Origin of the sequence: Gracilimonas sp., from assembly GCF_017641085.1 — a bacterium.
Lineage (GTDB): Bacteria > Bacteroidota > Rhodothermia > Balneolales > Balneolaceae > Gracilimonas.
On the sequence record NZ_JAEPPI010000003.1, the window covers coordinates 167,642 to 192,362 of the forward strand.

The following is a 24,721-nucleotide window of genomic DNA, read 5'->3' on the forward strand; positions in this document are numbered from 1 at the left end:
GATCTAAATTTATGAGCACAAAGAAATATTCGATCAGGAAAGTAGCCGTATTAGGGTCAGGAGTGATGGGGAGCCAGATTGCAGCGCATTGCGTAAATGCCGGACTGGATGTGGTGTTACTGGATCTTAAAAGTGATGATCCCATTCGCCCCAATAAAATGGTGGAAGAAAGTCTTCAAAAAGCTTCGAAGATGAAGCCGGCACCCTTCGGAAAACCGGATTTGGCGAAACGAATCGAAATTGGAAATTTCGAAGATGATTTTGATGAGCTAAAAGAGGCTGACTGGATTTGTGAAGTGATCGTAGAGAAGATGGACATCAAAAAAGATATGATGTCTCGCATTGAAAAGGTTCGTAAGCCGGAAACCATTGTCAGCTCCAATACATCCGGGCTTCCAATAAGTGAGATTTCCGAAGAATGCAGTGACGATTTTAAAGCCCATTTTCTGGGAACGCATTTCTTTAATCCACCCCGGTATATGAAGCTTCTGGAAGTAATTCCAACTGCAACCACTTCCGAAGATGTAACTGAATTCATGCACCGCTTCTGTGAGAAAACACTCGGCAAAGGGGTCGTGATTTGTAAAGACACACCCAACTTTATCGCCAATCGGATTGGGATTTTCTCCATCGCTAATATCATGCCTTATTTCTTTGATGGTGACTTCCGGGCTGAAGAAATTGACTTGCTAACCGGAACACTCACCGGGTATTCCAAAGCAGCCACCTTCCGAACGGCAGACATGGCCGGACTGGATGTTACCAATCATGTAGCCAAAAACCTGTATCCATCCATTCCGGATGATGAAATGCGGGAGACTTTCAACCTGCCGAAAGAATTCGAAAAAATGGTGGAAGAAGGCATAATTGGCAATAAAGCCGGGAAAGGGTTTTACACTAAGCAGGATGGGGAATATCTCGTTCTCAATCCAAAGAACTTTGAATATGAGTCGCAGCAACAATTGGAAGACCCAATTCTGGATGAAGCCAAAAAAATAAAAGACACGGAAGAGCGACTGAAATTTCTGGTTTTCTCAGGCGAGAAAATTGGTGATTTCCTTTGGAATGTGCATCGGGATTTACTGCTGTATGCAGCCAATCGAATTCCTGAAATTACCGATTCCCCTCTTTCCATCGACCGCGCCATGCAGTGGGGGTTTAACTGGGAGATGGGCCCTTTCGAACGCTGGGATGCCTTAGGACTTAACAACATGGTAGAGCGGCTTGAGAAGGAAGGTGCTGCAGTTCCTGAGTTAATAAGTGAAATGCTGGATGCCGGAATATCTTCTTTTTATGAAGATGGAAAGGTGTACGATCCTCAATCTAAAGCCATGGTAGATATTCCGCCGGAGGCTAAAGGAGAAGTCAAGGTCCATCATCTTCGTAAGCAAAAATCTCCGGTTATGGAGAACAACAGTGTGTCCCTTCACGATATGGGTGATGGAGTTGCACTGTTTGAATTCCACACCCCAAATTCTACACTGGGCAGCGAGCTGGTTCAGTCCCTGTATAATTCGCTGGATACGGTCAAAGATCAATTTGATGCACTGGTTATCAGTCATGATGCCGACAACTTCGCTTTTGGAGCCAACCTCAAGGAGGCCCTGGTTGCCAAGCAGAATAACGATTGGGACAGCGTGGTGGAAGCTGTTGAAAACTTCCAGAAAACAGCCGTTGCTCTCAGGTATGCTCCATTTCCGGTAGTGGCTGCTCCTTTTGGGAAGACTTTGGGCGGAGGCGTAGAATTTTGCCTGTATTCGGATAAAGTAGTGGCCCATCATGAATTGTATATGGGCTTGGTAGAAGTTGGAGTCGGGTTAATTCCGGCCGGTGGAGGAACCACAGAGCTGCTCCGAAGGGCCATGGGAAAACTGGAGGGAGATGCAGATCCATTGCCTTTTATCCGGGAGGTATTCAAGACTATCGGGATGGCAAAAGTATCGGAAAGCGCTCACCGGGCTCATGAACTTGGCTACATGAGGGCTTCCGATACAATTGTTATGAATCGTGATCTTTTAATCAAAAGAGCCAAAGAAGAAGCTCTGAACTTAGTTCACGCGGGTTATCAGTCGCCGGCTGAAACCCCGGTTAAAGTGTTAGGAAAGACTGCTCTTTCTGCCATGAAACTCATGCTCCATGTTATGCATGAAGGAAAGTATATCACTGATTACGACAAAGTGGTAGCCGAACGGGTGGCCTATGTGTTGGCCGGTGGAGATCTAAGTGAAGTCCAGGAAGTCCCGGAATCTTATCTCTTGAAGCTGGAAAGGGAAGCAATCCTTGAATGCCTGCAGGATGACCGAACACTGGCCCGAATGGAACACATGCTGAAGAAGGGAAAACCGTTAAGGAATTAGAATATAGATTTTAGATAAAAGATTTAAGATTGGAAGATGCATAATTACAAACAGCTGGAGGTATGGAATAAAGCAGTTGAGTTAGCTTCTTCTATATTATAGTGTGACCAAGAAATTTCCAGAAGAAGAAAAGTTTGGCATTATTTCGCAAATGAGAAGATGCTCTGTTTCAATTAGTTCAAACATAGCAGAAGGAGCTGGAAGAAACTCTGACAAGGAATTTCGACAATTACTGAATATTTCATTTGGGTCATGTTCCGAATTGGAAACGCAATTAATTATTAGCCATAACCTTGAGTATTTGACAAAAAGTGAGTTTGAAAAACTAACAGCAGAGTTAACTGAGATTCAAAGAATGTTGTTCACTTTAATAAAAAAATTCTCTTAAATCTTTTATCTAACATCTTATGTCTACTAAAACAGCATACATCGTTGCAGCAGCACGAACAGCTTGTGGTAAAGCTAATAAAGGATCACTTCGTTTTACGCGGCCGGATTCTATGGGGGGAGAGGTAGTCAAAGATCTTCTGAACAGAACTAAAGGATTAGAGGCTGAGCAGGTTGAAGATGTTATAATGGGTTGTGCCTTTCCGGAGGCGTCACAGGGACTAAATGTGGCCCGACAGATCGCTTTGTTGGGTGGATTGCCAGACTCAGTTCCGGGTGTTACCGTAAACCGGTTTTGTTCCTCGGGGTTGCAAACCATTGCCATGGCAGCAGAACGTATCATGGCTGGTGGCGCTGATGTGATCATTGCCGGAGGAGTAGAATCCATGAGCCTGGTCCCAATGGGAGGAATGTCGGTTCAACCCAACCCGGAGTTGGTTGAAAATAAGCCGGGCGTGTATGTAAGCATGGGTATCACGGCTGAAAATGTAGCCAATAAGTACGAAGTCAGCCGTCAAGATCAGGATCAATTTGCATATCAAAGTCACCAGCGGGCGATAAAAGCCTGGGAAGATGGAAAGTTTGACAGCCAAATCACTCCTGTAGAAGTCCATGAAAAGAAAGTAACGGCTGATGGGGAAGTAGTAGAGGAATCATTCACCTTTAAACAGGATGAAGGCCCCAGAAAAGATACTTCGGTTGAGGCACTATCGGGACTGCGGCCTGTGTTTAAAAATGAAGGAAGTGTAACAGCCGGTAACTCATCTCAAATGAATGATGCCGCAGCCGGGGTAGTGGTTATGAGTGGTGAAATGGTTGAGAAGCTTGACCTGAAACCTATGGCCAGATATGTAGGCTTTCAGGTAGCAGGAGTAGCTCCTCAAATTATGGGCATAGGACCGATTGAAGCTGTTCCAAAAGTACTGAACAAAACCGGATTGAAATTATCGGACATTGATTTGATAGAACTTAATGAGGCTTTTGCTTCACAGTCGCTGGCGGTAATTCGTGAGCTTGGGTTAGACCAGGAAATCACAAACGTAAATGGCGGAGCTATAGCCATGGGGCACCCGCTTGGTTGTACCGGGGCCAAATTGACCACGCAGATTCTTTACGAGATGAAAGAACGCAATTCAAAATATGGATTGGTTACCATGTGTATAGGCGGCGGAATGGGTGCTGCCGGTATTTTTGAAAATCTTTAATTAAGGACGACCATTGACAAGCGATGACTGCCGGTCATCAGTAGTCTGTTTTTACAGGTCGCTCGCCAATACAGGAAATTATGTTTAAAGAAGACACGCTATCAGGACAAACAATCTTAATTACAGGTGGGGGCAGTGGCTTGGGGCTTTCTATGGCTAAGGGTTTTGCCCGATGCGGAGCAAAAATTGCCATCTGTGGGCGTACGGAAAAGAAGCTGGAAAAGGCCGTCAAGGAGATAGAAAAAGAAGGGGAAGGGATTGTAGCACGTTATTATCAATGTGATGTACGAGATTATGATGGTGTAACAACGATGTTTGAACAAATCATAGACGATTTTGGAGCTATTACCGGTTTAGTGAACAATGCAGCCGGGAATTTTCTTTCCGCTTCGGAGGATCTTTCACCAGGTGGATTTAAAGCCGTGGTAGATATTGTCCTTCATGGTAGCTTCAATTGTACACATGTATTTGGTAACTACCTTATCGACAATGAAAAGGAGGGTAATATTTTAAACATGGTAACCACCTATGCCGAAGGTACGGGGTGTGCTTTTGTGTTGCCCTCAGCCTGCAGTAAAGCGGGAGTGTTAGCGATGACCCGTTCACTTGCCTTTGAATGGGCTACATACGGAATCCGATTAAATGCTATAGCCCCCGGCCCTTTCCCTACCGAGGGCGCCTGGTCAAGATTGGTGCCTAAAAAAGTGTTGGAGAAGAATTTTAAGAATAAGATTCCTGCAAAAAGATATGGCGAGCATGAAGAGCTCGCCAATCTTGCAATCTTTCTTATGTCTGACCTCGCTCCCTATATAACCGGGGAATGTGTGGTTATTGACGGAGGAGAAAGGCTTCAGGCCGGTCAGTTCAACTTCGTGGACGGTTTGATGTCGCGCAGTAAACTGAAAAAATTATTTAAAGCAATGAAGCCTTAGTGGAATTGATTCTCACTGTCACTATTACTTTAGGATCAGGAAATAGCCAGTCCTAATGCCAGTGCAGAGATGATCAAAACGTAATAGAAACGTTTCACATTTTTATCCGGCTTATGAAGGCCAAAAATGTTCTTAAAGATGTAGTGGTCAAATCCTAACTTGTAATATTTTTCATATAACTTAGCTCTCATAATAGCACCTCCTCATTTTTTTGGTGCGGTTTATTTTTATTTAATTTTCTTCCAGATCAGCAAGTCTCTTTTCAAGCTGGTCTATTTGTTGTTCAATTTGTTTGATAGCAAGCTGCTGTTTATCAGCCTTTACTACTTTACCGTCAATCACGGTTTCGACAGAAATTCGCTCTCCCTTATCAAATGTAGAGGTTGTGACGATATCTCCGTCTATAGAGGAATACAGTGCCCACTTACCGTGGGGCTTAAATAAGTCTCCTTCTTTCCAATACTGCCCTTCCTGAACAACGGCTCCCTCAGCATTATAAAATTTGACGCTGAAAATGTTGTCTTCAATATGTGCCAACACTCGCTCGTGTTTCTCATTGGTAACGTTCTGCTGGGCAAACAAACCAGTAGAAAAAACGGCAATAAACAGTATGGGTAAAAATTTTGTCTTCATAGATTTCCTCTTGTTGTGTCTACCCCAATGTTAAGGAATTGTTAACTTAAAGTAAATGGCATGTTAACGAAAAGTTAACATTAAGTTAACACAGGGCTCAGAGGAACTGTGAGAGGCGTTTTTCTATGCTTTCAATTTGCAGGGAAAGCTGATAGGAGTCATAAGCGGTGTAGGGTGTCTCCCTGTCCATTTGTATAGACTTCAAAAACATGAGGGCTGTTTTCTCGGCTGATTTCGCAGGATCAAAGCCCTGTTTTTCAAAAAAGAGGTGGTTTCCTGAATTGAGCCTGCCGATACGAATATTCTGAGAGGGAACATTGCATTCCAGGATCTCTTGTTTGGTGGAAGCAATGCGTTTGTGAGTGTTTTCGGCCGCCCCGGTGTAAATTCTGATATCGGCTGTTGAGCCATTATCAAACCGAAGGAAAATGTGAATGGTTACAGGATGTTTGCCTTCGAGATTGATGGCTTTGGCTTCTGCATGATGGATACCGCTGTCTATCCATTTCATGCACAATCCGAGTTCGTCGATCCAAAAATGGCGAAATTCTTCACCGGTGCCAAGGAATTGAGTATGGTTGACCTCACGGGTGATGCTTAGAAAAACCGGCCGGGACATACGGTCCATCATCCATTGAGTGGCGGGGGCGAGAGTTGGCCAATGGGAAAACTGTACGTGGACGCCTGCTTCTTTGGTAGCCCGATAGATTTTCTCCAGCTTTTGGGTGTTGGTGGGCTGACGGGAAATGAGAAAACAGTTCAACCCCAACTGAATGCCTTCGAGGAGTATATCAAGGTTCTGTTCCGTCTCATCTATTAAAAGACAGGCATCAACAGTGCCAACTTCCCTGATACTCGGGCAAAGCTCTACTTCCTGAACAATGCGGTGAGGGCGTAAATGCTGCTCCCAGGCTACTGCCCGTTTTGCATCTCCTACAATTCCAACTTTCATAAGCAATTTGATCCCGTTTAGTTGGGTCTCAAGATGCTAATGAGGAGGGAATTTTACAACAATGCGGAATTTGGGGTGTGTAATAAGTTAATCTCTGATGAATAGATGTTCAGTCGGGCATTACAATGGCAAGAATAAAATAAGCCAGTACAGCCGTCCCGAAACTGGAAACGAGGATAATAGCAAAAATAATACGGACAAGGGTTGGGTCCCATCCGAGATACTCAGCAAAACCTCCGCAAACGCCGGCAAGCATTTTGTCTGTTCTTGATTTTCTTAATTTAGCTGGCATGTTGATATAGTTAGTTTGATTATAATCTAACCTTTCGGTACGCCATCTAAAAAAAGATGTTTCAAAAAAAGTTCAAATAAAAAAGCGGAGCTGCTAACTCCGCTAATTTACTATGTTTAAATTTTTGATTAGTGCTGGTATTCTATCCTTCGTTACGTTCTGCCTCTGATTTTTTAACGGGTGGAGGTGGGGGAGTCGAAAACTCTGAGTCCTCCAATTTAAAATTAATGGATAGCGCATATTGTACCCGAACCGGGCGATCTTTTTGATAGCCGGGCGTAAACCGGGCTTGTTTTATTACTTCAAGCGCCTGTTCATCACAACCTCCACCAATGCCCCGAACAACCTTGGCATTCTCTACATTACCTTGTTCATTTACGATAAATTGCACTGTAACTCTGCCTTCAATTCCCGCTTTACGGGCCATTTCAGGATATTCTACTTTAGACATTAACGCAGCCATACCGCCTTTCAGCTTGGGCATCTCTTCCACAACTACGAAGTAATCGCCAAGATCTTCTTGATCACCAGCAGTAGGAACTGACGGAGGTGGAGGTGGAATTTTGGCGTTTACATTTTCAGATGTCCAAAACAGAGGGGGATATTTTTTAAACTGTTCTGATATTTTACTGTTATGCGATACCCAAATAGGGGCATTAGAGATTCCCTTCAGGATTTCAGCAGATGAATTTAATACTACACTAAGCTCACTTATTTTAAAGCTAAGTGTATTGCCTTCAATTTTACCAGCTTGAATTCCACCGTCAAAATTCTGGGGTGCAATTTTAAAAGCTCCGTATTCGGATGCTACAATACTAATCGCTCCGAGCCCTCCGACTGAAATATCCCTTAGATTTCTATAATCTAATGAGACTCCGTTTATAGAGAGGGTTGCATCATTAATATTAATTTTGGCATTCTCAAGTTCCTCGAGTGAAGCCATTTCCGGCCCTCTTAAATCAGAACAGGCAATAGGCAGGGTAATCCCCAATATCATCAGGAATAAAAAGAAGATGCTTTGCCTGAACGATGCTTTATGTAATTTGTGATATTTCATGGTCTTAATACGTTTTTTGAGTGTTGAATTTTTGACTGCCATACTCACCGAGAGTTTTCCAACACCGGTGCTGAGTGGCACTAATTCATACAAGAGATTGGCATAAGACTTAATGGAGAAATCGGATTTGGAAAGTACCTCCTGATCGCAACTGATTTCGCGATAGGTGTCGATCTCTTGGTTGCCGTATCGGATTAACGGGTGAAACCAAAACAGAGATTCGATCATGGACAATGCCAGCTGCAGCAAATAATCACCCCGCTTAATGTGGATGAGCTCATGCTGCAGGGCCATGTCCAGTTTTTCCGGTTCATGTTGCAGAATTTTTGGAAGGACAATCACCGGTTGCTTCCATCCAAATGTGAATGGAACCAACGGATGATCATGAAAAGCCAATTTCACCGGTTTGTTATTGGGCCGGTCAATTTCATGCGGGATTTCCTGCAATTCCGTAATGCTTAAGTTTTTGTATAAAGATTTCAGTGCCGCATAACTACTGATGAGTCTTCCGATCATAAAAATGGAGATCAGGCAAATTATTATGGTGGCTGCTCCTATAAAAAAAGAGGGTTCCTGCCATTGGATAGCAGATAGTTCCGCAGAAGAAGGATTAGCACCGGGTACTATCTCAATAGGATTTTGAACTACAAAAAAAGCGGTCTCCAGGTTGGATGAAGCAAACCATTCCGGCACTTTACTCATGATGGCCGCAACTGCTATGCCCAGCGGCAGGGAAAGGATGGCTGCTGTTCTCAGATGATAATGAAACAACGGATTCAGTTTTTCACGCGTTTTCAGAAACAGAAAAGCCAGGGCACAGCAAATAGTCCAAATCATGATGGGAAACCAAAAGGTATCCAGGCTTACATTACCAATTACTTTGATCAGTTCGGTGAGTTCATACATGTTACTTGTCCTCCATGTTGTCTATCATGTCGCGGAGTTCCTTCAGTTCCTCCTCGCTGAGGTTTTCTCTCTTCACCAGCGTTTGCACCAGGGCAGAGGTTGATCCCTTAAATACTTTATCAATCATGCCGGATACCAGGCTCGACTGCACCTCTTCCGGCTTTTTACGGGCGCTGTATACATAGGTCACGCCGTCTTTACGATACTTTAAATATCCTTTGTCGTTTAAATTCTTCATGATGGTCATGACGGTGGTATAAGCCACTTTACGTTCCTTCAGGATTTCTTCCTGCACCTGAGCAACGGTAGCTTCCCCCATTTCCCACACGTGGTGCAGGATTTCCATTTCCGATTCTCCAAGGGGTGTCAATGATTTTCTCATAGGTCTAAGTCTGAATTAGTTAATACTAATATAATAGTATTTAATTAAAGTTCAAGATTCTATTCATAAAACAGCATCGATATGCTTTAAAAGCTCTTCCAACTTATTTGTGATAACGAGATCTTTATATCTAAATTCCTGGAAGAAGGAAATCGACTCCGGACTTTGGTTCAGTAAAAGGATGGGTTTTTGTGCTTTGATGGCCAAAGCAATTTCCGAGGCGGTACCCGGTCCAATACCAACCCCGATCACTACATCAGCCGTAAGAACATTGATGTTATTCCGTGCACTGCCCATTCCCGTTTTAATGGGGATATCTACAAATTCGGATTGATCCTCTCCATTTTCGGATGGCAGAATTCCTAAAGTGGTTCCTCCGGCCGATTTTGCTCCTTTCATAGCGGCTTCCATCACACCCGAAGCCCGCCCGCCGATTAATACATAATAGTGGTTTTCAGCCAGTAGCTTGCCCAGTTCAAAAGCTACTTCGAGATCGTTATCGGTTGCGCTTGAACCGGGGCCCATTATTCCGATGATTATTTTCTTATCCATATTGAATGATACTTTAAAGCGCGTTAAGATTCGAGTAAGGAACGTTCTGCATGCAATTATCAATTTCTAAGGCATGAGCCGTACATATTTAACTCACATAGATTCATCTATAAAGCAGGAAGATCTGCGAAACCATCAAAAGGCTGTGTTTATTTTGCATGATCAGCTGAATCTGGATGCCTGGCCCAGCCGGGTTCGTGAAGAAAAACCGTTGCTGATATTTATAGAGTCAGCCAAGAAGGGGAATTCCCTGCCCTATAATAAAAAGAAATTGATTTACCTGCTGAGCAGCATGCGGCACTTTGCCCTTGAATGTGCCGATGCCGGATTTCCAGTGCTCTATCATTCCACAAAAAAACATTATGATGAGGGGCTGAAGGATATCCTTTCACAAAATCCCGGATTGGAATTGACCTATATGACTCCTTCCGAATGGGATTCAAGAGAGCGGCTTCGGCAGGTTCAATCGGCGTATGAAGAACGGGTGCAGGAAATCCCCAACAACTTTTTCCTGGCGGATGCCGAGGAATACAAGGAGAAAGTAGCCAATGGCTGGGTGATGGAATATTTCTACCGCGAAATGCGCCGTAAAACAGGCTACCTGATGAATGGCGATCAGCCCGAGGGCGGCGAGTGGAATTACGATGAAAAGAATCGTGAGAAACTTCCCAAAGGTCACCCGGTTCCTGAGATAGCGGAGACGGAAGTGGACGAAGTGACACAGGAAGTAATCGATATGGTGGAAGAGTGGTTTCCAGATCATTTCGGAAAGAGCGAAGACTTTACATATGCGGTAACCCGCCGGCAGGCTTTATACCGTCTCAACGAATTCATTGATGAACGACTGGATGAATTCGGGCCGTACGAGGATGCGATGGCCCAGGGTGAATACGATCTGTTTCATTCGCACTTGTCTTTATATATGAACAACGGACTTATTCTCCCCAAAGAAGCCTGCGATAAAGCAGAAGAGGCCTATGAAAAGGGGAGTGCCCGGTTAAATTCAGTTGAAGGTTTTATTCGACAGATTATAGGATGGCGGGAATATGTACGGATCTATTATGAAGGAATGATGCCGGAAGTCCGCGAGGCCAATCACTTCAATTTCACCAAAAAGCTCCCGGAAATGTACTGGTCGGGAGAGACCAACATGAACTGTATGAGCGAGTGCCTGAAGCCGGTTATTGAAAAAGGCTATTCGCATCACATTCCCCGGCTGATGGTGCTTAGTAATTTCAGTAATCTTACTGAAACCGACCCTCGAAAACTGAACCGATGGTTTCACCTGGCCTATGTAGATGCCTACGAATGGGTGGTGCTGCCCAATGTGCTGGGGATGTCAACCTTTGCGGATGGAGGAGTTTTAGCATCCAAGCCGTATGTGAGCAGTGGGAATTACATCAACAAAATGAGCGACTACTGCAAGCATTGCGAGTATAAGATCAGCAAGAAAACGGGGGATGATGCCTGTCCTTTTAACTATCTCTACTGGAATTTTATCGACAAGCAACGGGAAACGTTCACTCAAAACGGCCGGGCTAATTTTATGGTGAATATGTTTGATAAGAAATCGGAGGAGGATAAAAAGGCCATTTGGGAAAGCTCGGAGAAATTCATTGATAGGCTACATTAGCCGACCACTTCTTTTGCAAAAATCGCTGAATTTCCGCTTATTCCATAACACACTAAAAAACGGGGTTTTATGGAAAAGGAAACAAAATTGCTAACCGGGGCAGTGGTGCTCGGGGCCATCGGCTTCTTCATTCCGCTTTATTTCGGCAAAGCCTGGATGGCACTGTTCATTGCGTTACTCATCGGCATCATATTCCTGGGAAGAATGGTCAGCCTGAGTAAAAACACATTCGAATCTCAAAATGCTTACCGGGTAGTTTACGGGTTGGTAATATTGGTCGTTTTATTTAATGCCATTGCTTTTGCCAACGACTATGGCCGGCGGGATTTTCAAAAAAACATTCTTCTTGAAATCAGGAAGACTATCGATACCGGTGTAACCAAAGCGGATGTTCAGGAGAAGCTGATTTACGTACTCGGCCAGTATCATCAAAACGACCGGGAATCGGTTGTGGAAACGTTCCGGGAGCTGATGCCTGAAAAATTAGGGGAAAACGGAGTATATATATCTGATTTCGATCTGCAAAACACTAAAATGGGGACTAATCCGGAACCGGGTGAAAGTGAGGGTATAAATCACTTCTATGAAATTGATGAGGAAGCCGATGAGATTAAAGTAATGGTGGTTGGTGAAATTTCTTTAGGAGAAGATCCGGAATATGAGAACTACGACGGACGAAAGGGAAAGTATGAAATGCTGTTCACACTGAACGAAGAGGGGGTACGATATGAAGTTCTCAATTAGAAGATTCAATGAATGGCTGATTGTGATAATGATAGTAATTCTGGTTCCTGCACTCTTCTATTATATTCGTGGCGAGCTAAAATTCCTGCCAAATGATCTACACTATGTATTCAATATTCAACCGGCTACCGTAATTCTAGGGCATAATACTATGTATGCTATCGATATATTTAGCGGTAATAGTCCTGTGGATTATTCATGGAGCTGGAGGTCAGTTTCAATGTATCTAAATGTCGTATTATATCTGATGCTGGGGCCTTATTTATTTCTGATGGGATATAAAAAAGCTAAACATCAGGAGAACCGGCCCAAACCCTGGTATTGGTATGTTGGGGCTTCCTTGTGTATCGGATCATTGTTAATTATTCCAAGCGAAATCATGAAGCAAAAGGTATTAGCGAATACCAAAACTAGTGCAGCCGAAAGCAGGCAGCGCGATATGATGAGAACGGAACTTGCCGAAGTAGGATTTGCTTTGGCTCAATATGAAATTTTGGAAGACGGCATAGACGAATCATTTCAGGTGGAAGACCTCAATTTGGAAGGACTTAAGTTTCAGTATACGGTTGAAAGTGTGCAGTTTGATACGCTCATAACATTAGTAGGATCAATACCTGACCAGCCGGAAGTTACCGTTACGATGGAGGTGCGTCCATATAACCAAAGTGTTATAAAACAACGGAATTAGTTGATCCTGAATTTGGTTTGCCCGAACAGAAAGCAAACCAATTATGAAAAACATCAACAGCTACCGAAAGTTTAAGCGCAACGACAAGGAAGTGAACCCGGAGGGAGAGTATATCTTGTATTGGATGCAGGTCAACCGCCGGTTTCAGTACAACTACGCCCTTGAGTATGCCGTCGCGCTTTCCAACAAATATGAAAAGCCCCTGCTAATTTACGAGGGATTGAATGTGGATTATCCCTGGGCATCCGACAGGCTGCATACCTTCATCATGCAAGGGATGAAGGAGAATCTCGACTATGCAGTGCAAAAAGATCTGAACTACTTCAGCTACCTGGAGCCTGAGGCCAAAGCCGGTAACGGACTTTTTTACGAACTGGCTGATCATGCCGCTGCCATTGTTTCGGATGAATACCCGGTTTTCATCATCCGGACACATAACGAGAAAGTAGCTGACAAGGTTGATGTGCCGTACGTTACCATCGATTCTAATGGTATAATCCCCTTGGGAATCACGGATAAAGATCCCTATTCAGCATACCTTTTCCGAAAGGTGATGCAGGAGCATTTTCTGGAAGCCTATACTCATCCACCCAGGCAAAATCCGGTGGATGATTTGGAGATTCAGAAGAATGTGGAGTTACCGGATTCCTTCCTGAAGAAATATCCCCCCGCAGATGAGAAGCTGGAAAATATTGAGCAAACGGTATCAGAACTGACTATTGACCATTCGGTTAAACCGGCTGATTTAGACGGCACCCGGCAGGCTGCTTTAGGGAAATTGGGGCATTTTGTAGCGCATAATCTCCATCAGTATGATGATAAACGTAACGACCCGGATGCAAAGGCTTCCAGTGGATTGAGTCCGTGGCTGCACTTTGGAAAAATCAGCGAGTATGAAATTGTGAAAACGGTGCTTGATCACCAGCCGGAAGGGTGGGACCTGGATTCCATCACCCCTAACAACGGAAAGAACTCGGGCTTTTTTAATGGAGACCCAAACATCGAAAGTTTTTTGGATGAAGTGATCACCTGGCGGGAAGTTGGCTTTCATTATGCGCATCACCGTCCGGATTATGATCAATTTGAAAGTTTACCGGATTGGGTTAAGAAAACCACCTCGAAACATGAAGGGGACAAACGGGAATGGATTTACAGCCTGGAAGAATTCGAGCAGTCCCAAACGCATGATGAAATCTGGAATGCAGCCCAAACCGAACTCCGTGAAACGGGGGTGATGCATAACTACTTACGGATGCTGTGGGGAAAGAAAATCATCGAATGGACACCGGATTACCGCACGGCTTTGGATTACATGATCGAGCTCAATAACAAATATGCGCTGGATGGACGAGACCCCAACAGCTATTCCGGAATTTTCTGGTGCTTTGGCCGCTTTGACCGCGCCTGGCAGGAACGGCCGATCTTCGGCAAGCTCCGCTACATGACCAGCGATTCAACCCGTAAAAAGGTGAAGCTGAAGCAGTATTTGGATAAGTTTGGGAATCAGAAGAGTTTGTTGTAGTGATTGGGGAGAAGAAGTAGTCAGGAGTCAGGACTCAGAATTCCGAATTACTTTTAGTGAGTGGGTTCAAGCATAGGACTTGATAGCTATCTCTATGAGCTGGGATCTATGCTTAAGCACGAATAATTCTGACTTCCTATTCAAGCCATAGATGAGATAAAGGGGTTTAACAATTTTGTTGTTACTGACTATATTTCTCGAAACACATATTTTGCAACAATTATAAGTTTTGGAATTTTTTGCAATGAACAACTTTTCTGAAATAGAATACTGTACCGCCATTAGCTCATCTCTTAATGGTAATTCCTTTGGAAAAGGTTGGTTGCTGCTGGTTGTGATTTGCTTATTCATTGCCGGTTGTGGAACCGATGCCATGAAAGAAGTTTCTATTTCCGGGGAATGGAATGTTGTCGGATTTGAAGGGGAAAATGTACAATTTGTCCGTTCAGGGAGTGAAGGTATTTTTCTTGCTACCGAAACCGAACTTTATGAAAGTGATGCTGCTGATCTTTCGAGCTGGACGTCAAAGAATATGAGCCAAGTATTGAAAGAGGGAGAACGTATCCGGGATTTTCTTGTATTTAATGAGGCAGAAATTTTAGGGGTTGTGTTGTACAAATATGACGAGTCACCTGAAGAACATGAAGATTATTGGGATAATTTTGTATCCTTGTTTCGAACTACAGATGGAGGGGAGACCTGGGAGCCGCTATATAATGAATTCACCGAAAACGGAGCTAATGTAGGAAATGTAGCAGCAGAACCGAACATGGAGACCATATATGCGGGCCACGCCGGTAACGTGGCTCAATCTAAAGACCGTGGCGTAAGCTGGTCGCCCTTACACTGGGGTAATGAAGATAAAAAATGGGAGCCTCAGACCAACGTATCCTTTATCAAAGTGAATCCATTTTATACCGATGTAATCTGGAGCATAGGCAGTGGTATTACTACCGGCCCCTTAATTATCAGGACGCTCAACAAAGGCGAAAGTTGGGAAATATATAACCCCATTTTTGCAGATGGATACGGCGGAGGGCCCTTGCGGGATGTGGAATTTGCTCAAAGCAATGATGATAAGGTAATGGTTGGGATGGCAGACTGTATACAATTAACCAAAAATTCCGGTGAAAGCTGGGAAAGAATATATGAGGACAAAGCTGTTTTTGCCCTGGAACGGGGAACAGTGACCGATGAAGCGGTGTACGCATCGGGGCGAATTTATTGGGGTGAACATAGCGGAAGGCTCTACATTGCATTCACACCTGATTTTGGAAAAAACTGGCAAACATTTTTCTACCAGGAAGGCCCCAATGATGCCATTGTTAACGACCTGGCGGTTACGGAAATAAATGGGCAGGAGACGGTACTATTAGCAACAAATCAGGGGCTGTATAGCTTTTCAGTTGATTGAAGAATCGTATCTCACCTTCGGCAAGCTCCGTTACATGACCAGCGATACAACCCGTAAGAAGGTAAAGCTGAAGCAGTATTTGGATACATTCGGAAATCAGAAATCATTATTGTGAAAACACCGTAGGGGTAATTCATGAATTACCCCTACGGTTGGTGGCTGCCCATATTAAGACCACTATATTCTTGATGGTTTCCACCTGTTAAAACACATATCTTACATATGATTTAATTCCCAAGCCCAATTCATGGATCTTTTCGAAGAAAAAAAGTCTGGTGGTTTTCAATCTTCTTCCCAAAAAGAAAATCCGCAGTTTAGCGAGCCGTTGGCAACCCGGATGCGTCCGCAGTCGCTGGATGAATTTGCCGGACAGGAGCATTTGGTTGGTGAGGGTAAAATGCTGCAGCGGATGATTGATACCGGCATTATTGGTTCGTTGATTTTTTACGGTCCTCCCAGTTCAGGTAAGACCACGCTCGCTCATGTAATTTCAAGAGAGATTAAAGCACAGTTTGAAGTGATCAATGCGGTGCTGGATGGGATTAAAGAGCTTCGTAATGTGGTGGATAAGGCGGAGAAATTGAGAAAGCTTAACGGACGGAAGACCATTCTTTTTGTGGATGAAATTCACCGCTGGAACAAAGCCCAACAAGATGCTTTGCTACCACACCTGGAATCCGGGATTATCACTCTTGTGGGGGCGACTACAGAAAATCCCTTTTATTCACTGGTAAATCCGTTGCTCTCCCGATGCCAGTTATTTGAGCTCCATCCTCTGACGACCAAAGACGTTCGCCTGATGCTGAACCGGGCTCTGGAGGATAGTGAGCGCGGCCTGGGAGATAAGAACATCGAAGTTACCGAAGATGCCTTTAACCATTTGGCAGAAATGGCCGGGGGCGATATTCGAAATGCGCTAAATGCGCTGGAGGTTGCCGTCCTTTCCAGCACCCCCGATGATGACGGCAAGATTACCATCAGTCTGGAAGTAGCCAAAGAGAGTATCCAACGGCGAAATGTGCGCTACGACCGAACCGGGGATGAGCATTATCATTATGCCTCTGCCTTTATCAAATCCATGCGCGGTTCTGATCCCGATGCGGCCTTGTACTGGATGAATGCGATGCTGGAAGGCGGGGATGATCCGAATTTTATTTTCAGGCGCATGTTTATTTTTGCCAGTGAGGATGTGGGCCTTGCCGAGCCGAATGCCATCACCATTGTGAACTCTTGCCAGGAGGCTTTTATGAAGTGTGGCATGCCGGAGGGGATGTATTTTCTGTCGCATGCGTGTTTGTATTTGAGTCAGTGCCCGAAGAGTAACAGCACCAAAGCTATTTTTGAGGTGAACCGGGAAATCAGCGATCGGGGAGTTAAGGATATTCCACCCTATCTGAAAGACAAAACGGCCAATAAGAAAGGGGCAAAATACCTGGGTGTTGAGAATGCTTCCGAGAACTATAAATATCCACACAGCCACCCGAATAATTGGGTTGATCAACAGTATCTGCCGGACGATTTAAAAGACAAGAAATGGTACGAGGCCGGCACCCAGGGAAGAGAAGCCTTGCTGTGGAAAAAATGGCAGGAGATAAAAAACCAAAAGCCGGAAAAATGATAGAACACGGATGACATGTTTTAAGCCGATCTAAGCTGATTTAATAATACAGCTCATCCGTGACACCCACCGTAGAGACACAAAATCTTGTATCTCTACGGTGGGTGTCAGGTAGTGAATATTTTTTTCATGATTTGCTGATGGACAGTTAAATCATCCTCATCAAATAAAATGAACCGGATGGTTTTTACCTGTTCCAATTCCGGGGCCATTTCTTTTAGGGTGTTAAATGCAATTGTAGCTGCTTCTCTCATCGGGTATCCAAAAGCCCCGGTCGAAATAGCGGGAAAGCCAATGGAAGAAATCTTGTGTTTTTCGGCCAGTCTCAGTGCGTTTCTGTAGCAGGAAGCCAAAAGTTGATCGCTTGGTTCATCCCGCCCATAAACAGGGCCAAGGCAGTGAATCACATAGTCATTGGGGAGGTCATGGGCTCCGGATATCACGGCTTCACCTGGAGTGATGGGTGCTTTGGTGCGGCATTCCTTAGCTAATCCCGGGCCGGCCGCACGGTGAATGGCTCCGGCCACCCCGCCACCGGTTGTCAGCTGAGCATTGGCGGCATTTACAACGACTTCCACATCATCCTGGGAAGCAATATCGCCTTGCACACATTCAATGCTTATATTTTCAATAGATATCTTCATGCCGATTCGGTTTGCTGCTAATTAGGAGTAAAAGTGTAAATCATTACCGATAAACTCAAAAACCGGTGAGATTTAAAATTCACTGATCACCGAAAAATGAATTGGAATGTTTTTTTAAAGTAATTGGTATGTTGAAGGAGAATGCAAAGTCAGTTTAAAACAGGATTAATGAATCTAAAAATTATCAGCAGTACCGATCGCCCGAACTCAAATGCCCTTAAAGTTTCCCGATATGTACAGGGATTGTATGCAGAAAAGGGAGCGGATGTGGAAGTAATCAGCCTGCAGGATTTCCCCTTGGAAGAAGTTGTAGGCGGAAGGTATGGTAAAAAGCTTCCTGCTATTGAGGAGTTCAGAAAGCCGGTGTTGGAAGCAGACGGATTGGTATTTGTGATCCCGGAATATAACGGCAGTTTTCCGGGGATTTTAAAAGTTTTTGTGGATTATCTGCCTTTTCCAAAAGCTTTCGAAAAAATGCCAATGGCTTTTATCGGTGAGGCAAACGGTGCTTTTGGTGGATTGCGTGCCGTCGAGCAATTTCAGATGGTTGCAAATTACAGGAATGCACTTCAGTTTCCGGAGCGGGTTTTTATCTCCCGGGTAGAAAAAGAGTTCTCGGAAACAGAGGGAATTAACGATGACTTCCAGCAAAACTTACTCGAATCACAAGTGGAAAACTTTGTGAAGTTCGTAGAATCCGTAAAGCAAAAAGAAATGGATCAGCTGGTTTAATTACCCGTTTCGAAGCATATATCCAACACCGTGTAAAGTAATTAGGTAACGTGGATCGTCGGGGTGAACTTCAATTTTGGCTCTCAGCTTTGAAATGTGAACGTCCACCGTTCGGGTATTTGTGCTAAACTCATAGCGCCATACTTTTTCCAGCAGTTCATCTCGCGATACCGGTTCGTTAGCACTTTTCAGCAGATAGCGGATCAGTTCGACTTCCCGGGAAGTCAATTCAATTTCCTGTCCATCCGGGCGGTGAACAACAGACTCATGAAGGTCAATTTTTATAGGACCCAATTGCAAGATGTCCACTTCGCCGGAAGTGGAATACGTGCCGGCGCGTCGTAACCGGGCTTCAATGCGGGCAAGGAGTTCCTTCACCCCAAACGGTTTGGTGAGGTAGTCGTCGGCGCCAAGATTCAGCCCTTTAACTTTATCCGGCTCCTGATCTTTGGCTGTAAGCATGATAACGGGGAAAGTAAATTTGTTATCCCGGATTTCCTCCAGAATATCATAGCCACTTTTACCGGGAAGCATGATGTCCAGAATCATGATATCCGGCTTATGCTCTTTTACCATTTCCACGGCTTGCGTACCCTCTTCACTTACTAAAACATCGTACCCTTCACTTTCCAATGTATCCCGAAGTGTAAAAACAAGGCTTGGCTCGTCTTCCACAACGAGCACTTTCATGCGTTTATCCGACATATTTCGTGTGCTTATTTAAATTTTCTGTTGGCGAGGAAGCAGTCTGTACGTTTTGCAGCTGTTCTTTCGTAACGTCATCTCCATCCAATTTAGGAAATCTCACAATAAATGTTGTGCCTTTGCCCGAACTACTTTTCACTTCAATCTTTCCGCCATTCAGGCTAACCATATTCCGTACGATACTTAATCCCAATCCATGTCCTTTAATTTTGGTGCTCTTTGAATCGGAATCGTCAACCCGGTAAAACTTTTTGAAGATGTTCTTTTGTTCTTTTTTAGGAATTCCCATTCCATGATCCGAGATGCTGAAAAAGACATTGTCTTTGTTGGATGAAATCTGGTACTCGATGCATTTCTCATCCTTGCTATATTTGATGGCGTTTTCCGTAAGGTTGTGGACGATAGTTTCAAAGCTGTCGCTGTCGATCAAACACATAGCATCTTCAGCAGAAGATTTAAACTTCACTTCAAATCCCTTGTTTTCAATATACTCCCGATTTTCATTCAGGAACTTGTTCATCAGATTGTGAATACTGTAAGGAGCGGCTTTAATCATGTTCTGACCAGAGTCTACACGGGCTACATCCAGAAGTTTTTCAATCATGCTTCTTAGCCGGATAGACTCATTATAAATATGTTCGCCATACTGCTTCAGCCGTTTGGGTTCGGTGACCCGCCCATCGGAAATGTTTTCGCCTGCAGCCTGCATCACTGCCAGGGGTGTTTTCAGTTCGTGGGTTACATTAGCAAGAAAGCTGGCCTGCCGCTGTGCTAAATGTCGCTCGCGCTGTGCCGTCACAAACATGAAGATTAGTGCCCCCAGTAAGAACAGCACGGCCACCCCAAGTACAATCAGGTTTTTGATAAGGGTTTCGTTATAGGCATTAGTAACCGGCGCATCCAGAAAAGCAAGATTCAACGACCAGTTGTCGAAGAAGCCGGAGCCGGAGAACCCCATCACATGGTCTCTCAGGTCGCGGTCGTATTGTATGGTAGTATCATTAGTGGCCAACACTTTGTTATTGGTCCAGTCGCGAACCCAAACCACAATCCCGGTTTCCTCACTTTTACCAAAATAGTTGGTGAGAATAGGAGGAAGGACCTCATTTACAATATAATCCTCATTTAATGTGAGGGTTATGTAGCCGATCATCCGGCTTTCAGAAAGATTAATGAGTCCGATATTCAGGCTGCGATGGGTATCAAACTCAAAGTTATTATTCCAACGGTAATTGAAATCGTTAAGCTGAATCTTGGTTTTGGTGCGTGCCAGGCCAACACCGTCACAAACAAAATCCGGGTAGTCATTAGTAGGGGTGATTTGTTGGTTCTCAGGATCAAACCTGTAAATAGAGTTGTCAGGATTGCAGGGGTCAACATTTTCAGGGGTGAAATAAATGCTATTAAAAAACGGACTTTTGGATGATCGGGCCAGTACATCCTGAAAATTATCAGGAAGCTGTCCGGTTTGCTGAAGGGAGTTTTCAATGGGCTCAAGCTCGATTCGGGATAGCCCACGCAGAGGCTCAAGAATCTGATTTCTTATCGTGTCGTTGATCTCATCCAGTTGATCAATCCGGCGTTCTTCTTCACTTTCAACCATGCGGTCTCGGAGGTCATACAACGAAAGGACGTTCATCCCGGTAAGCGCAATAATAGCCGAGAGCCCAAGCATCAAAAGAATCCAGCGAAAAGCTCTGTTTTGTAAAATTTTCATGTGAAATAGTTGTGAAACTTAGCGCCTGAATATAGCACTTAACGTTATTGTAAGAACTCAAATTTGGTAAAAATAATGGCCAATAAAAAAAGCCCTTCGGTGAGAAGAGCTTTCTGAACTTAAAATAAGAGATTCGCTGTTCGTTAAGTGCCCTATCGTACCCAAATGTTGTTCTCGCGGTTTGTATCCGGGAAGTAGTGGTCGGCATCAATTTCTACCCGGGAAATCATAGCCGGCGCATCTAAGGTCACGGAAGTAGTTCGTTTGCCCATCATCCAGTCATCCACGCCAATGCGGGTTGTAGTTTTGGAGCCGTCTTCAAAAGTAATGGTAAGATCAACAGGCATCACAACTTTGCCTAAATCTTTGATGGTTATGGTAGCCTCATCGTCGTTTTGGGCAACATCAGCAATGGCCTGGTCCAGGGTCCACGTTTCGAAATACCAGGATCGCCAAAACCAGTCAAGTTCTCTTCCTGAAACATCCTCAAAGGTATTAAACATATCATAAGGTGTGGGATGTTTATATGCCCAGCGGTCCATGAAACTTGTCCATGCTTCTTTAAACAAATCATCACCTAACACACCCTGCAAGGCAATTAAAACGGTAGCAGGTTTTGGATACGAAGCGACGCCGTAAGCCGGGCCGGGATAGTGGTAGTCGGACCATCTCATGATTTCGCCTTCCAGGTAGCTGCCTGCAATGGGCAGGTAACTGTTGAATTCATCCAGCCTGCTAAAGCTTTCCGGAAATTTATCCCAGCGGGCGTGGGCTTCATGAAAAGTGGTAGCTCCTTCATCCATCCAGGCATGTCGGCGTTCGTTATTGCTCACAATCATCGGGATCCACATATGGGCAATTTCGTGGGCGGTTACATTATACAGCGCCTGCTTTTTTTGTGATAAGGGAATATTCGGGTTCGGGTTGTTGTAGCTGCCCATTACCGTCATCATCGGGAATTCCATCCCGCCGCCTATAATGCCGGCTCCTTCAACGGAAGTCATGTGTGGCCACGGATACGGAATGCCGGTATAATCAGATAAAAATGAAATAGAGTGAGCAGTGTAGTCTGCGGCATCTTCCCAAAGCGGGGCTGATTCTCTCCAAAAAGCATTAATGAGGGAATAGTTTTCGCTGCCGTCACCGTCCACATCCCCAACCGGAGTCCGCATGGCATCCCACTGTGATTGAGAGGTAGCACTGAAGGCAACATCACGAACTTTTTCAGCCTTAAAGCGCCAGGTTAAAGTTCCGTCCTCACCGGATCCCGTTGAGCTTCCAAAATCATTGATTTCAACAATTGAAACCACAGTGTCAGATTGCTGAGCTGTGTTATATCTCTCGAGGACAGCTGGAGCCAAGACTTCTTCCGGATTCAAAAATTCACCGGTACTCATAACCAGCCATTGTTCAGGAGCGGTGATATTAATTTCGTAGTCTCCAAAATCGTGATAAAACTCGGCATTTCCGGTAAAGTCGTCTCCAAACCATCCGTGAACGTCATCATAAGTAGCAACATGCGGAAACCAATAGGCAATGAAGTACAGATTATTTCGGCTGTAGCCCATGCGTCCGCTTGCACCTGCTTGCGGAACTTTGAAATTCCAGTCAATTTCGATTTCGGTAGTCTGTCCCGGGAAAATCCTTTCGTTAGGATATACAACCAGGTTCGTGCCCTGAACTACATAAGTCGGGCGACTTCGTTTCATGCCGGCAATGTCTTCACCATCAATAGAAACCCGTGTGATATTCATGCCACCGGTAATCTCCACGATTTCTTTACGGGGCACACCTTCTTTGTGGAGATTCTGAGCCAGTTCAAAAAGAATATAGTTTAAAGTATCGGGCGAATTATTGGTGTAGGTGATATCCGCCTCACCGTATAGCATGGTATCGGCCGGCACCAGTTCGGTATCAATTTTGTAGGAATAGGTGTTGGTGAAATAGTTGGGGCCGGGAGTTCCGTTATAGGATCGGAATCCATCTGCAACAGCTTGTTTAAAATCCCAGGGCTCTTCGATCTCGTAGGGAATGGGGCGTTCAGGTTTGAAGCTCTGTTCAATAGCGTCAGAAGTAGCAGGCGAAGTCGTGGTTTTTGATGGTGAACACGCAGTAAAAGCGGCGATTATAAAGATCAGGAATCCTGAAAGCGATGATTTCATGATTAGGTAGAATTAGGTTAGTCAGGAAGGAAGGTGGTAGTAAAAGTGAAGTGAATCTATTTATGGATCTTCTTGTAATTTCTCTCTATAGATTCTTTCAGGTCGTTAAATTCAATGGGTTTCACCAGGTAATCGAGATACTCGGTTTCTTTCGCTCTTTGAACGTGGTGAGGATCAGAATTCCCGGTGATGTAGATAACGGGCACATCTGAAAACTTGCGAATTTCTTTCATGGCTGTGATGCCATCTATTTCCCCTTCAAGAGAAATATCCATTAAGATGAGGTCGGGCTTAATCTTCTGTGCCACTTCTATGGCTGTTTTACCATATACGAGTTCCCCTTCCGCGTCATACCCCAATTTTTCCAGGTAGCTTTCATACAGAAGATTCAGAATCAGATCGTCTTCAACGATCATGACTGTTTTATTCTGTTTCTTGTCCATCTCGTTCCATTAATTTTCATTGCCTTATAAGCAACAGGCTAAATAATAACATGAATTAATATTAAACGAAATTTTCTAATAAAAAAATTTAGTGGTTAAATAGAGTAAATAGTCAATTTATAAGCTGTAGAGAAAGGATTGCATAAAAAAAGCCTGCTTCTCTGTTCTGAGAAGCAGGCTTTGTACCGCTGATCGGACTCGAACCGATACGGGCATTTTAATACCCATTGGATTTTAAGTCCAACGTGTCTACCAATTCCACCACAGCGGCTTTCCGGTAGGCGCCAAATATACGGCTTTACCTTTCACTACTTCAATAAAGATTTAAACAAATATTGAATCCACATCTGCGTTTCGTAACTTTGGGCAAATAACAACTAAAAGAGAAGCTATGAGACGATTTATACCCCTTACTATTTTAATGGCCGTTATTTTTTCAGCAAGCAGTTTGGCTCAGCTTGAGATCGGAGCTTCCTACGAGCTTCGTGATGAAAAGCCTAAGAATGGATTTGGCCTTCGAATCGAAAAAGGAATTCTTGAAAAACTGCCGGTGGTGAACCTTTCGCTTAGATTGCACGGAAGTTATTTCAGTGAAGAGAACAACGTGGATCCCAACAACCAGAGCTTCTCTTATTCAGAAGACCTGACCAATTATGATGTAGGAGTAGCTGCAGTTGGTGGTGTTTCTGTAGGACTTCTTGAACCCTACGTAGGCGTGGGACTTGGGACCGAGAATTATGAAAAAGCAGTTAAGGACTACAATGGCCTGCCGGGGAACCGTCCGGAAGACGGAAATGAAAGTAACTTGTACTGGAATCTATCGGTTGGCGCCAAAGTAACGGTGATACCGGTGTTAAAGCCCTTTGTTGAATATCGATATTCTAACAAGGAGCTGGCCGAGCCTACTCTGGCTGATGCTCAAAACGGCAGAATTATGTTTGGTGTGTCTTTAAGTTTTTAAACAAAATCAGTTAATTGTATTACAGCGGATGTGAACTCCATATCCGCTTTTTTTGTACAAGAAAATATAAGTAAGTGCTTTAA

24 protein-coding genes and 1 tRNA gene are annotated in these 24,721 nt (G+C 44.2%); 12 read left to right on the forward strand and 13 right to left on the reverse strand.

Features of this window, described 5'->3' with window-relative positions; translation table 11 throughout:
• Positions 1 to 11 precede the first annotated feature (11 nt).
• From JJ941_RS11705 to JJ941_RS11720, 4 genes are all read left to right on the forward strand, one after another.
• Positions 12 to 2,357, forward strand: a complete 2,346-nt coding sequence (locus JJ941_RS11705) for a 3-hydroxyacyl-CoA dehydrogenase/enoyl-CoA hydratase family protein (protein ID WP_290965369.1) — start codon at positions 12 to 14, stop codon at positions 2,355 to 2,357.
• 103 nt (positions 2,358 to 2,460) lie between these two features.
• Complete coding sequence (locus JJ941_RS11710) at positions 2,461 to 2,745, forward strand: four helix bundle protein (protein ID WP_290965371.1); 285 nt, start codon at positions 2,461 to 2,463, stop codon at positions 2,743 to 2,745.
• A gap of 19 nt (positions 2,746 to 2,764) precedes the next feature.
• Positions 2,765 to 3,949 carry an acetyl-CoA C-acyltransferase gene (locus tag JJ941_RS11715; protein ID WP_290965374.1) on the forward strand — a complete coding sequence of 395 codons (1,185 nt, stop codon included), beginning with the start codon at positions 2,765 to 2,767 and terminating at the stop codon, positions 3,947 to 3,949.
• An 80-nt stretch (positions 3,950 to 4,029) separates the two neighbouring features.
• Positions 4,030 to 4,881: an SDR family oxidoreductase gene (locus JJ941_RS11720; RefSeq protein ID WP_290965377.1), complete on the forward strand. Its 852-nt coding sequence runs from the start codon at positions 4,030 to 4,032 to the stop codon at positions 4,879 to 4,881.
• A 35-nt stretch (positions 4,882 to 4,916) separates the two neighbouring features.
• Here the strand turns inward: JJ941_RS11720 and JJ941_RS11725 are convergent, their stop codons facing one another.
• The 7 genes from JJ941_RS11725 to JJ941_RS11755 all read right to left on the reverse strand — a co-directional run bounded on the left by JJ941_RS11725 (position 4,917) and on the right by JJ941_RS11755 (position 9,655).
• Entirely contained in the window at positions 4,917 to 5,072 is a 156-nt protein-coding gene (locus JJ941_RS11725) for a hypothetical protein (protein ID WP_255133146.1), read from the reverse strand.
• 40 nt (positions 5,073 to 5,112) lie between these two features.
• A complete protein-coding gene (locus tag JJ941_RS11730; protein WP_290965381.1) occupies positions 5,113 to 5,514 on the reverse strand; it encodes a hypothetical protein in 402 nt (133 codons plus the stop codon).
• A 97-nt stretch (positions 5,515 to 5,611) separates the two neighbouring features.
• A complete protein-coding gene (locus tag JJ941_RS11735) occupies positions 5,612 to 6,466 on the reverse strand; it encodes a hypothetical protein (RefSeq protein WP_290965384.1) in 855 nt (284 codons plus the stop codon).
• A 109-nt stretch (positions 6,467 to 6,575) separates the two neighbouring features.
• Positions 6,576 to 6,758 carry a PspC domain-containing protein gene (locus tag JJ941_RS11740; RefSeq protein WP_255133140.1) on the reverse strand — a complete coding sequence of 61 codons (183 nt, stop codon included), beginning with the start codon at positions 6,756 to 6,758 and terminating at the stop codon, positions 6,576 to 6,578.
• A 142-nt stretch (positions 6,759 to 6,900) separates the two neighbouring features.
• A complete protein-coding gene (locus tag JJ941_RS11745) occupies positions 6,901 to 8,721 on the reverse strand; it encodes a M56 family metallopeptidase (protein WP_290965390.1) in 1,821 nt (606 codons plus the stop codon).
• 1 nt (position 8,722) lies between these two features.
• A complete protein-coding gene (locus tag JJ941_RS11750; protein ID WP_255133136.1) occupies positions 8,723 to 9,103 on the reverse strand; it encodes a BlaI/MecI/CopY family transcriptional regulator in 381 nt (126 codons plus the stop codon).
• Between the two features lie 63 nt (positions 9,104 to 9,166).
• A complete protein-coding gene (locus JJ941_RS11755) occupies positions 9,167 to 9,655 on the reverse strand; it encodes a TIGR00725 family protein (RefSeq protein WP_290965393.1) in 489 nt (162 codons plus the stop codon).
• A gap of 73 nt (positions 9,656 to 9,728) precedes the next feature.
• Between JJ941_RS11755 and JJ941_RS11760 the strand changes: the two genes are divergently transcribed.
• From JJ941_RS11760 to JJ941_RS11785, 6 genes are all read left to right on the forward strand, one after another.
• Positions 9,729 to 11,288 (forward strand): cryptochrome/photolyase family protein, encoded by a 1,560-nt coding sequence (locus JJ941_RS11760; protein ID WP_290965394.1) that lies wholly within the window; start codon positions 9,729 to 9,731, stop codon positions 11,286 to 11,288.
• 69 nt (positions 11,289 to 11,357) lie between these two features.
• A complete protein-coding gene (locus tag JJ941_RS11765; protein ID WP_290965396.1) occupies positions 11,358 to 12,032 on the forward strand; it encodes a hypothetical protein in 675 nt (224 codons plus the stop codon).
• Positions 12,016 to 12,720, forward strand: a complete 705-nt coding sequence (locus JJ941_RS11770; protein ID WP_290965398.1) for a hypothetical protein — start codon at positions 12,016 to 12,018, stop codon at positions 12,718 to 12,720. The genes JJ941_RS11765 and JJ941_RS11770 overlap by 17 nt, the downstream gene beginning before the upstream one ends.
• 43 nt (positions 12,721 to 12,763) lie before the next feature.
• Positions 12,764 to 14,242: an FAD-binding domain-containing protein gene (locus tag JJ941_RS11775; protein ID WP_290965401.1), complete on the forward strand. Its 1,479-nt coding sequence runs from the start codon at positions 12,764 to 12,766 to the stop codon at positions 14,240 to 14,242.
• A gap of 229 nt (positions 14,243 to 14,471) precedes the next feature.
• The gene (locus JJ941_RS11780) at positions 14,472 to 15,656 is read left to right on the forward strand and encodes a hypothetical protein (protein ID WP_290965404.1); all 1,185 of its coding nucleotides are present in this window, start codon (positions 14,472 to 14,474) and stop codon (positions 15,654 to 15,656) included.
• 247 nt (positions 15,657 to 15,903) lie between these two features.
• On the forward strand, positions 15,904 to 17,274 hold the full coding sequence (locus JJ941_RS11785; protein WP_290965407.1) for a replication-associated recombination protein A: 1,371 nt from the start codon (positions 15,904 to 15,906) through the stop codon (positions 17,272 to 17,274).
• A 107-nt stretch (positions 17,275 to 17,381) separates the two neighbouring features.
• On the opposite strand, the gene JJ941_RS11790 is transcribed toward JJ941_RS11785, so the two are convergent.
• Positions 17,382 to 17,918 carry a macro domain-containing protein gene (locus tag JJ941_RS11790; protein WP_290965410.1) on the reverse strand — a complete coding sequence of 179 codons (537 nt, stop codon included), beginning with the start codon at positions 17,916 to 17,918 and terminating at the stop codon, positions 17,382 to 17,384.
• Positions 17,919 to 18,086: 168 nt separating this feature from the next.
• Between JJ941_RS11790 and JJ941_RS11795 the strand changes: the two genes are divergently transcribed.
• Positions 18,087 to 18,650: an NAD(P)H-dependent oxidoreductase gene (locus JJ941_RS11795; RefSeq protein WP_290965413.1), complete on the forward strand. Its 564-nt coding sequence runs from the start codon at positions 18,087 to 18,089 to the stop codon at positions 18,648 to 18,650.
• On the opposite strand, the gene JJ941_RS11800 is transcribed toward JJ941_RS11795, so the two are convergent.
• The 5 genes from JJ941_RS11800 to JJ941_RS11820 form a co-directional block, all read right to left on the reverse strand.
• Positions 18,651 to 19,355: a response regulator transcription factor gene (locus JJ941_RS11800; protein ID WP_290965416.1), complete on the reverse strand. Its 705-nt coding sequence runs from the start codon at positions 19,353 to 19,355 to the stop codon at positions 18,651 to 18,653. It abuts the gene before it with no gap.
• A complete protein-coding gene (locus JJ941_RS11805; protein ID WP_290965418.1) occupies positions 19,345 to 21,072 on the reverse strand; it encodes a HAMP domain-containing sensor histidine kinase in 1,728 nt (575 codons plus the stop codon). The genes JJ941_RS11800 and JJ941_RS11805 overlap by 11 nt, the downstream gene beginning before the upstream one ends.
• 152 nt (positions 21,073 to 21,224) lie before the next feature.
• Positions 21,225 to 23,234 (reverse strand): M1 family metallopeptidase, encoded by a 2,010-nt coding sequence (locus JJ941_RS11810; protein WP_290965421.1) that lies wholly within the window; start codon positions 23,232 to 23,234, stop codon positions 21,225 to 21,227.
• A gap of 56 nt (positions 23,235 to 23,290) precedes the next feature.
• Entirely contained in the window at positions 23,291 to 23,677 is a 387-nt protein-coding gene (locus JJ941_RS11815; protein ID WP_255133113.1) for a response regulator, read from the reverse strand.
• A gap of 183 nt (positions 23,678 to 23,860) precedes the next feature.
• A tRNA-Leu gene (locus JJ941_RS11820) sits at positions 23,861 to 23,948 on the reverse strand.
• 120 nt (positions 23,949 to 24,068) lie between these two features.
• Between JJ941_RS11820 and JJ941_RS11825 the strand changes: the two genes are divergently transcribed.
• Positions 24,069 to 24,638: an outer membrane beta-barrel protein gene (locus JJ941_RS11825; RefSeq protein ID WP_290965422.1), complete on the forward strand. Its 570-nt coding sequence runs from the start codon at positions 24,069 to 24,071 to the stop codon at positions 24,636 to 24,638.
• The last annotated feature ends 83 nt before the right edge of the window (positions 24,639 to 24,721 follow it).